Source organism: Microvirga sp. P4_A5 (assembly GCF_056402495.1).
Genome location: NZ_JBFUHH010000112.1, coordinates 1 through 12,851, shown reverse-complemented (window position 1 = coordinate 12,851; position 12,851 = coordinate 1). Strand labels below are relative to the sequence as shown.

Below are 12,851 nucleotides of genomic sequence, written 5' to 3'. Positions count from 1 at the left end.
AGGCGGTTCTGCCACGATGGTCGGCGCATCTGGCGATGACAGGTTCGTGGTGTTCCCCGGGACGCAGGCGAAGATCATGGACTTCGTCGCCGGCGCGGGACACATCGACGAGATTCTCATTTACAAGAACATCTTCGCGAGCTTTTCCGAAATTCTCGGCGTCGCGTATGAAAGCGGCAACAGCACCTTCATCGCGAAGGGGGATTTCAGGATCGAACTCGTCGGCGTGAGAGCCTCGCAGCTTCACGCCGACGATTTCAACTTCCTCAACATCTGAACGCGCAACCCGAGGCCGCCGATGCGCGGCAGCCTTCCTCGCGTGTTGTGGATTCGGGCTCACGCCGCCACCCCCTCGGGAAAACGGGTTTCGCCCGAGCGCATCCTTGAAACCCGGCGGGCCGCACTCTGCGAACGACAAACGGCAGGTCCATGACCTGCCGTTTTTTTCCGTGAGGAGACGTGTGTCGGAAGGGCGTCGCGTTACACGACTTCTTCGGTGGCTCCCAGGCGCATGTCGAGATAGGCGCCGACCGATGTCATCAATTCGTCCACGCGTCCGTCGAAGAAGTGATTGGCGCCCTCGACCACCGCATGTTCGAGCTTCACACCCTTCTGGGTTTTGACCTTCTCGATGACGCTCACCACGTCCTTCACCGGGGCCACCCGGTCCTCGGAGCCATGGACGAACAGGCCGGAGGAAGGGCAGGGGGCGAGGAACGAGAAATCGTAGCGATTGGCCATGGCGGCGATCGAGATGAAGCCCTCGATCTCCGGACGGCGCATGAGAAGCTGCATGCCGATCCAGGCCCCGAAGGAGACCCCGGCGATCCAGCAGGCGCGCGCATCCGGGTTCATGGCCTGGGCCCAATCGAGCGCCGCCGCCGCGTCGGACAACTCGCCCTGGCCATGATCGAAGGCGCCCTGGCTGCGGCCTACGCCGCGGAAATTGAACCGCAGGACGGAGAATCCGCGGTTCACAAAGTCATAATAGAGATTATAGACAATCTGGTTGTTCATCGTGCCGCCGAATTGCGGATGCGGGTGAAGCACGATGGCGATCGGGGCGCCGCGCTGCTTCGCAGGCTGGTAGCGCCCTTCGAGACGACCGGCAGGACCCGTGAAGACGACCTCTGGCATGAATACAAACCTCTTGATCAACCTCTCATCCCGAGAGGGAAAGTCCGGCGCGGCCTTGACTTGACCCAGCGAACTTCGCTAAACTTTTAGAACAATTCTAAAGTGCTATAGTGTTTCGCTTACGCAGCGGAGAGGCGGCGGGCGTGAACGGATAGCATGTGGTTGCGGTGCTTTAGCATGACAACCATGGGCAATTGCAAGATTTTCGTGAACGACGGAGACAGGATGGCCTTTCAGGGGCGCGTATACCTCGATCACAACGCCACCTCGCCGCTTCGGCCGGAGGTCGCGGCGGTGATGAGTCGCGCGCTCGATCTGCCGGGCAATCCCTCCTCCGTCCATGCCGAAGGCCGTGCCGCACGGGCCGCCATCGAGAATGCCCGCGATCAGGTCGCCCGCCTGGTCGGCGCGAAGGCCAAGAACGTCGTTTTCACCAGCGGCGGCACGGAAGCCTCAAACTTGGTGCTGAGCCCGTCGTTCCGCCGTCTTGGCGGCGCATCCTGCGCGACACTGATGCTTTGCGCCACCGAACATCCCTGCGGCCTGAGCGGGCACCGGTTCGCCGCCGCGGATGTCGAGCTCGCGCCCGTCGACGAGCAGGGGCGCATCGACTTGGCGTGGCTGGAGGCGTGGCTCCGGCAGTCCGGAGCCGGACCCATCCTCGTCTCGGTCCAGCTTGCCAATAACGAAACCGGCGTGATCCAGCCCATTGCCGAGGTAGCGCTCCTCGTTCACGCCCAAGGCGGGCTGTTGCATGTGGACGCGGTGCAGGCGGCCGGAAGGCTTCCCATCGAATTGGCAGCCCTAGGGGCGGATGCCCTTACCCTGTCGGCCCACAAGATCGGGGGCCCCAAAGGGGCCGGGGCGGTGATTCTGGCCTCCGACCAGCTCGAGATCGCCGATCGTCTGATCCGAGGCGGCGGACAGGAGCGCGGTTACCGGGCCGGCACCGAGAACGTCGCGGCGATCGCGGGGTTCGGCGAAGCGGCCTGCGTTGCTGGCGCCGCCCTCGGAGCGGAAGCCACGCGCCTTCAAGGGCTGCTTGAGGAGGCGGAGCGACAGCTTCGTCGGATCGCGCCGGATGCGGTGATCATCGCGGAGGACGCTGAGCGGTTGCCGAATACCTTTGCTTTTGCGATACCCGGCCTGAAGGCCGAAACGGCGCTGATCGCCTTCGACCTGCAGGGCATCGCCCTGTCGTCGGGCTCAGCCTGTTCGTCGGGAAAGGTCAGACGTTCGCATGTTCTGGACGCCATGGGGGTCGATCCCGTGGTGGCGGACAGCGTTTTGCGCGTGAGTTTGGGGTGGACGACCACCGACGAGCATGTTGGCCGCTTCGCGGAAGCGTGCGAACGGGTGGTCGGCACCCTATATAGACGGAAGGCGAGCGCGGCCTGAGGGCCACGCTCCGCCTTCCACATCAACCGGCGGTCCTTGAAACCGTGAGCGGTGGGAGAGTGAAATGCCTGCTGTGCAGGAAACAATCGATCAGGTTCGCCTGATCGACGTCGATCAATATAAGTACGGCTTCGAGACCGATGTCGAAATGGAGAAGGCTCCCAAGGGGCTCTCCGAAGAGGTCATCCGTTTCATCTCCGCCAAGAAGGGCGAGCCCGAATGGATGCTCGCGTGGCGGTTTGACGCCTACAAGCGCTGGCAGACCATGAAGGAGCCCAACTGGGCGCGCGTGTCGTACGACAAGATCGACTACAACGACATGTATTATTACGCGGGGCCGAAGAACTTCCCGTCGCCGAAATCCCTCGACGAGGTCGATCCGGAAATTCTCAAGACCTACGAGAAGCTCGGCATCCCTCTGCGCGAGCAGGAAATCCTGGCAGGCGTCGAGCCCAAGAGCCGGGTCGCGGTCGATGCCGTGTTCGATTCCGTCTCGGTCGCCACGACCTTCAAGGCCGAGCTGGCGAAAGCCGGCGTGATCTTCATGCCGATTTCCGAGGCGATCCGTGAATATCCGGACCTCGTGCGGCAATATCTCGGCACCGTCGTGCCGGTGACCGACAATTTCTTCGCCACCCTCAACTCCGCCGTCTTCACCGACGGGTCGTTCGTCTACATTCCGCCGGGCGTGCGCTGCCCGATGGAGCTGTCGACCTACTTCCGCATCAACGAGAAGAATACCGGCCAGTTCGAGCGCACGCTCATCATCGCCGACAAGGGCTCGTACGTGTCGTATCTCGAGGGCTGCACGGCTCCCATGCGCGACGAGAACCAGCTTCATGCGGCCGTGGTCGAGCTGATCGCCCTCGACGATGCGGAGATCAAGTATTCGACCGTGCAGAACTGGTATCCGGGCGACTCGGAAGGCCGGGGCGGCATCTACAATTTTGTGACCAAGCGCGGCGATTGCCGTGGCAAGAACTCGATCATTACCTGGACGCAGGTCGAGACCGGTTCTGCGATCACTTGGAAATATCCGTCCTGCATCCTGCGGGGCGACGGTTCGCGCGGCGAGTTCTATTCCATCGCGGTCTCGAACGGGATGCAGCAGGTCGATTCCGGCACCAAGATGATCCATCTCGGCAAGAACACGACGAGCCGGATCATTTCCAAAGGCATCGCCGCCGGCCGGTCGGAGAATACCTATCGGGGGCKCGTGTCGGCGCACCGCAAGGCGTCCAACGCGCGCAATTTCACCAATTGCGACTCGCTTCTCATCGGCAATCGCTGTGGCGCGCATACCGTGCCGTATATCGAGTCGAAGAACGCGACCGCGGTGTTCGAGCACGAGGCTACCACCTCGAAAATCTCCGAAGATCAGATGTTCTACTGCCAGCAGCGTGGCCTCTCCGCCGAGGAGGCGACCGCGCTCATCGTCAACGGCTTCGTCAAGGACGTGCTTCAGCACCTGCCGATGGAGTTCGCGGTCGAGGCGCAAAAGCTCATCTCGATCTCGCTCGAAGGTTCGGTCGGTTAAACAACGCAGCCATCTCGCTCTTCGAGAAGCGCAGCGCGCTCTCAGGGCGAGCATGAAGGAATTCAACATGCTTCAGATCAACAACCTCGTCGTTCAGATCGAGGACAAGCGTATTCTCAATGGCCTCAACCTCACCGTGAACGACGGCGAAGTGGCGGCCATCATGGGCCCCAACGGTTCGGGCAAATCGACATTGTCCTACGTGATCGCCGGAAAGGCCGATTACGAAGTGCTCGACGGCGAGATCCTGCTCGACGGCCGGAACATCCTGGAGATGGGGCCGGACGAGCGCGCAGCGGCGGGCCTTTTTCTCGCCTTCCAGTATCCGCTGGAAATCCCGGGCGTCGCCTCGATGACGTTCCTCAAGGCCGCCATCAACGCACAGCGCAAGGCGCGCGGCGAGGTCGAGCTGACGACGCCCGATTTCATCAGGCGCGTCAATGCCGCCGCCACCAAGCTCGAAGTGCCGAAAGAGATGCTCAAGCGCGGTCTCAATGTGGGCTTCTCGGGCGGTGAGAAGAAGCGCATGGAAATCCTCCAGATGGCGCTGCTCGAGCCCCGGTTCTGCATTCTCGACGAAACCGATTCAGGCCTCGATATCGACGCCCTCCGCATCGTGTCGGAAGGCGTCAACGCGCTCCGCTCGCCGGATCGCTCGTTCCTCGTCATCACGCATTACCAGCGCCTGCTGAACTACATCGTCCCTGACAGCGTGCACGTCATGTCGTCCGGCCGCATCGTGAAATCCGGCGGGAAGGATCTGGCGCTTGAACTCGAGGCCAACGGCTATGCCGATTACCGCGAAACCGAGGCCGCCTGACATGGCCCAGCTCACATTGATGAGAACGCCGAGCGAGACCGCCCTGGTCCAGGCGTTCGATGCCGCGAAGGCCAATCTGCCGGGGGATGTGGAATCGCGCGCGAAAGCGTTCGAGGTCTTCAACCGCAATGGCCTGCCGCATCGCYGGGTCGAGGAGTTCAAATACACCGACCTTCGCACCCTGATGCGGGAGATCGCGCCGTTCGCCGTCAAGCCGAGTGCCGCGGAAGCGGCTTCCGCCTTGGCGAAGGCGACCGCGTTCGAAGGCGTCGAAGCGCTCGACGTTCCGTTCGTGAATGGTCATTTCGTCCGTGAGGCGGTGCGGTTCGATACGCTTCCCGAGGGCGTCGAGATCGTGCCGCTGGCGGAAGCGCTCGCATCCGGGCACGAGTGGCTGGCCCGTCTCAGCCCGGTGGAATGGGCGAAGGACAACCCGGTCTACCAGCTCAACTCCTCGTTCATGGCCGACGGCGTGATGCTGCGCGTGGAAGGCAAGGTCGAGACGCCGATTCACCTGCGCTTCGTCACCGGCAGCGAAACCGCCGTCGCGACGGCGACGCGGATTCTGGTTCTGGTCGAGGACGGTGCATCCGTGACGCTGCTCGAGAGCCATGAAGGTCCGAACGGCGCGGCGCATCAGCCCAAYGACGTGATCGAGCTCATTGCCGGGGACAGGACGAACGTCCATCACGTACGGCTCAACCGCGAAGGCGACCAGACGCTTGCCCTGTCGACGCTCGCGCTGAAGCTCGGCGGCGACGCCGCTTTCAACGGCATCAACGTGGTGGCGGGCTCGTCCGTGTCGCGCCATCAGGTCTTTGCGATGCTCGACGGCGAGAATTCCAAGGCGCAGATCAACGGCGTCACCATGATCAAGGACGGCCAGCACGCGGATTCGACCTTGATCGTCGAACATGCGGCGCCGCATTGCGAGAGCCGCGAGTTGTTCAAGACCGTCATCGACGGCGAGGCGACGGGCGTGTTCCAGGGCAAGATCATCGTGCCCCACCACGCCCAGAAGACCGACGGCCGCATGATGTCGGCGGCGCTGCTCCTCTCCGAGGGCGGAACCATGAACAACAAGCCGGAACTCGAAATCTTCGCCGACGATGTGCAATGCGCCCACGGCGCGACCTGCGGCCAGCTCGACGACGATCTCCTGTTCTACCTGATGGCCCGGGGCCTGCCGCGCAAGGAAGCCGAAAGCCTCCTGGTCCAGGCGTTCCTGGGCGAGGCGGTGGAGTTCGTCGCGAACGAGACGGCGCGCGACGCGTTGATCGCGATCGTCGAGGATTGGTTGAAGGCGCGGGTGTAATGAACGTCAAGTGCGGGCTCGACCCGCGCACCCACGTCTTATCGCGGCTGCGGCAACAAAGGCGGGTGGCCGCATCAAGTGTGGCCATGACGGCGCGAGTTTGGAGCACGATATGAACGCACCCATCCTGCCACCCTACGACGTCGAGGCGATCCGGTCGCAATTCCCGATCCTCGCGCAGCAGGTCTATGGCAAGCCGCTGGTCTATCTCGACAACGCAGCCTCGGCCCAGAAGCCGCGCGCCGTCATCGACGCCATGTCGAACATCATGGAAACCGGCTATTCCAACGTCCATCGCGGCCTGCACTTCATGGCCAATGCGGCGACCGAATCCTTCGAGCGTGCGCGCGAGACCGTGCGCGCGTTTCTCAATGCGGGATCGGTGGAGGAAATCATCTTCACCAAATCGGCCACCGAGGCCTACAACCTCGTGGCGGACAGCTTCGGCCGCATGGGGATCGGGGAGGGGGACGAGATCATCCTGTCGATCATGGAGCACCATTCCAACATCGTGCCGTGGCACTTCCTGCGGGAACGCAAGGGCGCGGTGATCAAATGGGCACCGGTGGACGACGACGGCAATTTTCTCCTCGACGAGTTCGAGAAGCTGATCACGCCCCGCACCAAGATCGTCGCCATCACCCACATGTCGAACGTGCTCGGCACCGTGACGCCCATCAAGGACATCATCCGCATCGCGCACGCGCACGACGTCCCCGTCCTGGTGGACGGAGCGCAGGGCGCCGTGCATCTCGACGTCGACGTGCGCGATCTCGACGCCGATTTCTACGTGTTCACCGGCCACAAGGTCTACGGCCCGACCGGCATCGGCGTTCTCTACGGCAAGAAGGATCTGCTCGCCCGGATGCCGCCTTATCAGGGCGGGGGCGAGATGATCCGCGAGGTGCGGACCGACTCCATCACCTATAACGATCCGCCGCACCGCTTCGAGGCCGGGACGCCCGCCATCATCGAGGCCGTGGGACTCGACGCTGCGCTCCGGTTCATGATGGAGCTCGGCCGCGACAACATTCGCGCCCACGAGGCGGCCTTGTCCGACTATGCCCACGAGCGGCTCGGCGCCATGAATTCCATTCGCATCTTCGGCCGCGCGAAGGGCAAGGGCGGCATTATCGCATTCGAAATGGCGGGCGCGCACGCGCATGACGTGGCGACCATCATCGACCGGCAGGGCGTCGCCGTCCGCGCTGGTACCCATTGCGCCATGCCGCTCCTCGAACGATTCGGCGTGACGTCCACCTGCCGGGCCTCGTTTGGGCTCTACAACACAAGGGCGGAAGTCGATAAACTGGCGGATGCCCTGCAGAAGGCCGAGGCCTTGTTCTCGTGAGGATAGACCGTTGAACGACCACGCACCCACCGAGACGGCGCCCAACGCGCCTCAGGTTTCCCCGAGCCCGGGTCTTCCCCCCGAGGAACTCGACCGCATGACCGACGACATCATCGCGGCCCTGAAGACCGTCTACGACCCGGAGATCCCCTCCGACATCTACGAACTCGGCCTGATCTACCGGGTCGACATCGACGACGATCGGAATGTCGCCATCGACATGACGCTCACCGCCCCCGGCTGCCCCGTCGCCGGCGAGATGCCGGGGTGGGTGGAAAACGCCGTCGCCACCGTGCCGGGCGTCCAGAGTGTCACGGTCGCCATGGTGTTCGATCCGCCCTGGGATCAGAGCCGGATGTCCGACGAGGCCCGCGTCGCCCTCGACATGTGGTAGCGGCATCTCGACGTTTGGCCGCCGACATCCTATCTTGAGGATCAATCCCTCGTTCTGCCCGGGCCTTGAACCCGGCTGTCAGGAGAGAACAATGGCACTACCCGGCTTCAAGGTCGTGACCTTGACCGACGCGGCGGCAAACCGCGTCAAGGACATCATTTCGAAGGCCGACCGGCCGATTGTCGGCGTGCGCGTCGGCGTCAAGAACGGCGGTTGCGCGGGCATGTCCTACACGATGGAATATGCGGAAGCGGCCGGTCCGCTCGACGAACTCGTCGAGGACAAGGGCGTGACCCTGCTGGTCGACCCGAAGGCGGTGCTGTTCCTGCTCGGAACGGAGATGGATTTCGAGACCACCAAGCTTGCGTCCCAATTTGTGTTCCGAAACCCCAATCAGACATCCGCCTGCGGCTGCGGCGAATCCGTCGCCATCACGCCCGCCGTACCGGAAATGCTTCAGCCCGCGCACTAGGGATGGACGAAGAGGCCATCCGGGACATTTTTCGCGAGGCAGGCGCGATCCGCCTTCGCCGGATGTTCGGGGGCCTGGGAATCTACCGTGACGATCTGATGTTCGCGCTGGAATCAGGCGGCGAGCTCTATCTGAAGGTGGATGACGCGACCGTCGAGCTTTTCCGAAACCTCGGCTCCGGGCCGTTCACCTATATGGGCCGGAACGGCAAGACGATGACGATGAGCTATTGGCGGTTGCCCGAAAGCGCGCTGGATGACCCGGACGAGGCCGCCCGCCTCGCCGACCTGGCGATCGCCGCGGCTTATCGCGCCAAAGCCGGGAAACCCGACGCGAAAACCAAAATGCGACGCTAGGCGCTTGGTTTCGCGCCTAGTCCGATTCGGGTTCGGGCTTCGTCTTTTTCGGCGCGACGGCCCGCATGAGGAAGGCGGGGACATGCTCGCCCAAACCCAGAACCGGCGAGTCGTTATCCTGCTCGTGACGACGCGGACGATCGTCCGACGGGCGTCCCTGCGGGCGATCGCGGCCACGCGCCGGTCTCTCCGGGCTGCGCTCCGCGGCGGCCGGACGAGGCTCGCGCGCACGCTCCGGAGACGGCGCCGGACGGTCCTCGCGGACCGCGACTTCCTCCTGCTCGCGCGGCTTGCGCGGTGCGCGGGCAGGGCGCTCGCTGCGCTCCTGACGAGGCGCCGGCAGATCCTCTGCGACCTCCGACCGTTCGCTCACGGCCTCGCGGCTGCTGCCCCGGCGTCCACGCGGCCGGTCGCTGCCGCCCGTGCGAACACGGCGCTTGGACGGACGGTCGGAGGACGGCGCCGAAGGAGGACGTTCGGCAAGCGTCGGGCCCGCCCATTCGACCGATTGGCCGATCAGCTTTTCGATGGCGACCAGCGATTTCTCGTCGCCGGGTCCCACCAGCGTGAAGGCCGCGCCCGCGCGCCCGGCACGCCCGGTGCGGCCGATGCGGTGGACGTAATCTTCGGCGTGGTGGGGAATGTCGTAATTGAACACGTGGCTCACGGCCGGAATGTCGAGGCCGCGCGCCGCCACATCGCTCGCCACCAGCAGCGGCACGAGGCCGCTTCGGAAATCGTCCAGGGCGGCGGTGCGCGAGCGCTGGTCCATGTCGCCGTGAAGGGCCGCGACGTTGAACCCATGCTTCAGCAGTGACTTGTGAAGCACCGCGACATCGCGCTTGCGGTTGCAGAACACGATGGCGTTCTGCAGGTCCGTTGCGCCGTTGATGAGATCCCGCAGGGTTTCGCGCTTCTCGAAATCCTCGCGGCCGGTGGCCACGAGCCGCTGCGTGATGGTGGCGGCGGTCGACGCGGCGCGGGCGACTTCCACCTTCACGGGAGTATGCAGGAAGGCATCGGCCAGGCGCTGGATCTCGGGCGGCATGGTGGCCGAGAAGAACAGCGTCTGGCGCGTGAACGGCACCATCTTCACGATGCGCTCGATGTCGGGGATGAACCCCATGTCGAGCATCCGGTCGGCTTCGTCGATGACGAGAAGCTCGACGCCGCTGAGAAGAAGCTTGCCGCGCTCGATGTGGTCGAGGAGCCGGCCCGGCGTCGCGATGAGCACGTCGACACCGCGGGCGATCTTGGCATCCTGGTCGCCGAACGACACGCCGCCGATGAGCAGCGCCACGTTAAGCTTGTGGTTGATGCCGTATTTGTCGAAATTCTCCTGCACCTGCGCGGCGAGTTCGCGCGTCGGTTCGAGGATCAGAGTTCGCGGCATTCGCGCCCGCGCCCGCCCACTTTCGAGCTTGGTAAGCAGTGGCAGCACGAAGGCGGCGGTCTTGCCGGTTCCGGTCTGGGCGATGCCGAGGACGTCGCGGCGCGCCAGCACATGCGGAATGGCCTGCGCCTGGATGGGCGTTGGCTCCGTATAGCCTGAGGCCGTGACAGCCTGGAGAACTTTCTCGCTGAGTCCGAGGTCGGCGAAAGACATGAGAAGTATAACCGTTTGGGGTCTGGAGGCGCTGTCGGTCCCGACCGCAAGAAGGCGGCAACAAACCGGCGCAAAACGAGTTCTACCTGAGGTATCCGCCCAGGCAAAGGTGTGGCCGGACCATAGGACAAGCTAGTCGCTTGTCAATCCAAGGAAATTCACCTGATGACGACGACCCTGCTTCTGATTCCCGGTCTCGGCAATACCGGGAGGCTTTTCGAACATCAGATTGCGACCTTCTCGCCCCTAAAGAATGTCATGGTGGCGGATCACACCCAGGACGATTCAATGGCAGGCATCGCCCGGCGGGCGCTAGCAACCGCGCCCGAGCGCTTCTCGCTCGCGGGCCTCTCCATGGGGGGCTACGCCGCCATGGAAATCATGCGCCAGGCGCCGGAACGTGTGGAGCGGCTGGCGCTGCTCGATACCAGTGCCCGGCCGGATACCGATGAGGCGAAGGAAGACCGCAAGCGGCTCATCGGCCTCGCGGAATCGGAGCGATGGGATGAAATTCTCTCTGGTCTGTGGCCCAAGCTCGTCCACCCCAGACGCCAGGACGACGAGGCGTTGAGAAAGGTCGTGGCCGACATGCTGCGCGAGACGGGCGCCGCGGGCTATGTCCGCCAGCAGCGTGCCATCATGGCTCGCCCCGATTCGCGCGACCTTCTTCCGGGGATCGAAATTCCGACGTTGATCGTCGTCGGCGACGGCGATTCGATCACCCCGCCGGAAATCGCGCGGGAAATGGCCGAGATGGTGGAATGGGCGTCCCTCATCGTGGTGCGGGGCGCCGGCCACCTTTCCAGCCTTGAAGAACCGGAGCAGGTGACGGCCGCGATGCGCCTGTGGCTCGAGAAGCCGCAAGGGTGAGAAGCCGTCGCAAAATGCCACGTTGTTGCAGATAAGTGACAGTATATTACGTTGCGATGGGGTAACAGCAGGGCTGGACTTCTCGCAACAGGACTTGATTGCAATGAAAAAAATTCTTCTCTCCACCGTCGCGCTCATCGGCCTGACCGTCACCGCCGCCGCTGCTGACCTGCCGTCGCGCAAGGCTCCCGCCATGATGGCTCCGGTCCCGGTCTTCACCTGGACGGGCTTCTACATCGGCGTGAACGCCGGCTATGGCTGGGGCAACGACGACAACCGCGGCTTCGACGTGGTGAACCGTGGCAATGACGACGGCGGCTTCGTCGGCGGCGCGCAGCTCGGCTACAACTACCAGATGGGCATGTTCGTGCTCGGTGCCGAAACCGATCTGCAATACGCCGATCTGGGCGGCAACTTCACGGTCAACGGCGTTCGCTACGGTTCCGACAACGAATGGTTCGGCACCACCCGCGTTCGCGCCGGTATCGCCGTCGACCGGTTCATGGTCTACGCCACCGGCGGTGTGGCTTATGGCGACTCGAACTTCGGCTGGACGGCCGGCGGCGGCGTGGAATACGCCTTCACCGACAACCTTACCGCCAAGGTCGAAGGTCTCTACGTCAATCTCGACGGCGACAACCGCGATTACCTCAACGTTGCTTTCGGCAACGGCAACACCGAGTTCGGCGTTGTGCGCGCCGGCCTGAACTACAAGTTCAGCAGCTACTAAGACATATCGCTTCGGCGACGAGGGGCCCGGCGGAAACGCCGGGCCTTTTTGCGTTGGGACGGACGTTCCCGGGAGCTTCGTCGCCCGTGGGCATAAAAAAACCGGAGCCGCGAGGGCTCCGGTGAAGAGAGCTGCGGTTCGCAGCCGGGAGAATGGAAATCCCGCTCAGCAGGAATAGTACATGGTGAACTCGACCGGATGCGGCGTCATCTCGAAGCGCGCCACTTCGGTCATCTTGAGCTCGATGAAGCTGTCGATGAAGTCGTCGCTGAAGACGCCGCCGGCCTTGAGGAAGGCGCGGTCCTTGTCGAGGCTTGCGAGCGCTTCCCGCAGCGAGCCGCAGACGGTCGGGATCTTCTTCAACTCGCGCGGAGGCAGGTCGTAGAGGTCCTTGTCCATGGCCGCGCCGGGATCGATCTTGTTCACGATGCCGTCGAGACCCGCCATCAGAAGGGCCGCAAAGCAGAGATAGGGGTTCGCGGTCGGATCGGGGAAGCGCACTTCCACGCGCTTGGCCTTCGGCGAGGTGGTCCACGGAATGCGGCAGGACGCCGACCGGTTGCGGGCCGAATAGGCCAGCAGCACCGGCGCCTCATAGCCCGGGACGAGACGCTTGTAGGAGTTCGTCGACGGGTTGGTGAAGGCGTTCAGCGCCTTGGCGTGCTTGATGATGCCGCCGATATACCAAAGGCATTCCTGGCTCAGGTCCGCGTATTTGTTGCCCGCGAAGACCGGCTTGCCATCCTTCCAGATCGACTGGTGGACGTGCATGCCCGAGCCGTTGTCGCCATAGACCGGCTTCGGCATGAAGGTGGCGGTCTTGCCGTAGGACTGGGCGACGTTGTGGATGCAGTATTTGTAGATC

General features: G+C 63.7%; 13 protein-coding genes and 1 pseudogene. 11 read left to right on the top strand and 3 right to left on the bottom strand.

Translation table 11 applies throughout. The features are described 5' to 3' along the window. Positions 1–277 (top strand): annotated as a pseudogene (locus AC1DVM_RS20160) (hypothetical protein); the annotation flags it as partial. 203 nt (positions 278–480) lie between these two features. Here the strand turns inward: AC1DVM_RS20160 and AC1DVM_RS20155 are convergent. Beyond that, positions 481–1,137, bottom strand: coding sequence for an alpha/beta hydrolase (locus tag AC1DVM_RS20155; RefSeq protein WP_477257398.1), 657 nt, complete (start codon positions 1,135–1,137; stop codon positions 481–483). A 225-nt stretch (positions 1,138–1,362) separates the two neighbouring features. Here AC1DVM_RS20155 and AC1DVM_RS20150 point away from each other — a divergent pair, with 225 nt between their 5' ends. The 8 genes from AC1DVM_RS20150 to AC1DVM_RS20115 all read left to right on the top strand — a co-directional run bounded on the left by AC1DVM_RS20150 (position 1,363) and on the right by AC1DVM_RS20115 (position 8,780). After that, entirely contained in the window at positions 1,363–2,535 is a 1,173-nt protein-coding gene (locus AC1DVM_RS20150) for a cysteine desulfurase family protein (protein WP_477257400.1), read from the top strand. A 64-nt stretch (positions 2,536–2,599) separates the two neighbouring features. Continuing rightward, entirely contained in the window at positions 2,600–4,072 is a 1,473-nt protein-coding gene (gene sufB / locus AC1DVM_RS20145; protein ID WP_477257396.1) for a Fe-S cluster assembly protein SufB, read from the top strand. 67 nt (positions 4,073–4,139) lie between these two features. Next, positions 4,140–4,892 carry a Fe-S cluster assembly ATPase SufC gene (gene sufC / locus AC1DVM_RS20140; protein WP_477257394.1) on the top strand — a complete coding sequence of 251 codons (753 nt, stop codon included), beginning with the start codon at positions 4,140–4,142 and terminating at the stop codon, positions 4,890–4,892. 1 nt (position 4,893) lies between these two features. Continuing rightward, positions 4,894–6,207 (top strand): Fe-S cluster assembly protein SufD, encoded by a 1,314-nt coding sequence (gene sufD, locus AC1DVM_RS20135; RefSeq protein ID WP_477257392.1) that lies wholly within the window; start codon positions 4,894–4,896, stop codon positions 6,205–6,207. 112 nt (positions 6,208–6,319) lie between these two features. Next, positions 6,320–7,558 carry a cysteine desulfurase gene (locus AC1DVM_RS20130; protein ID WP_477257390.1) on the top strand — a complete coding sequence of 413 codons (1,239 nt, stop codon included), beginning with the start codon at positions 6,320–6,322 and terminating at the stop codon, positions 7,556–7,558. A 10-nt stretch (positions 7,559–7,568) separates the two neighbouring features. Continuing rightward, positions 7,569–7,952 (top strand): SUF system Fe-S cluster assembly protein, encoded by a 384-nt coding sequence (locus AC1DVM_RS20125; RefSeq protein WP_477257388.1) that lies wholly within the window; start codon positions 7,569–7,571, stop codon positions 7,950–7,952. 91 nt (positions 7,953–8,043) lie between these two features. Further along, positions 8,044–8,424, top strand: coding sequence for a HesB/IscA family protein (locus AC1DVM_RS20120; protein WP_477257386.1), 381 nt, complete (start codon positions 8,044–8,046; stop codon positions 8,422–8,424). 2 nt (positions 8,425–8,426) lie between these two features. Next, positions 8,427–8,780, top strand: coding sequence for a TfoX/Sxy family protein (locus AC1DVM_RS20115; protein WP_477257384.1), 354 nt, complete (start codon positions 8,427–8,429; stop codon positions 8,778–8,780). A gap of 16 nt (positions 8,781–8,796) precedes the next feature. On the opposite strand, the gene AC1DVM_RS20110 is transcribed toward AC1DVM_RS20115, so the two are convergent. Next, complete coding sequence (locus AC1DVM_RS20110) at positions 8,797–10,386, bottom strand: DEAD/DEAH box helicase (protein ID WP_477257382.1); 1,590 nt, start codon at positions 10,384–10,386, stop codon at positions 8,797–8,799. A gap of 165 nt (positions 10,387–10,551) precedes the next feature. On the opposite strand from AC1DVM_RS20110, the gene AC1DVM_RS20105 reads away from it, so the two are divergent. Continuing rightward, positions 10,552–11,256, top strand: coding sequence for an alpha/beta fold hydrolase (locus AC1DVM_RS20105; RefSeq protein ID WP_477257380.1), 705 nt, complete (start codon positions 10,552–10,554; stop codon positions 11,254–11,256). Positions 11,257–11,359: 103 nt separating this feature from the next. Then, positions 11,360–11,986 (top strand): outer membrane protein, encoded by a 627-nt coding sequence (locus tag AC1DVM_RS20100; RefSeq protein WP_477257378.1) that lies wholly within the window; start codon positions 11,360–11,362, stop codon positions 11,984–11,986. Between the two features lie 165 nt (positions 11,987–12,151). Here the strand turns inward: AC1DVM_RS20100 and AC1DVM_RS20095 are convergent. Next, on the bottom strand, positions 12,152–12,851 hold a 700-nt coding region (locus AC1DVM_RS20095), incomplete at its 5' end, for a glutamine synthetase family protein (RefSeq protein WP_477257376.1).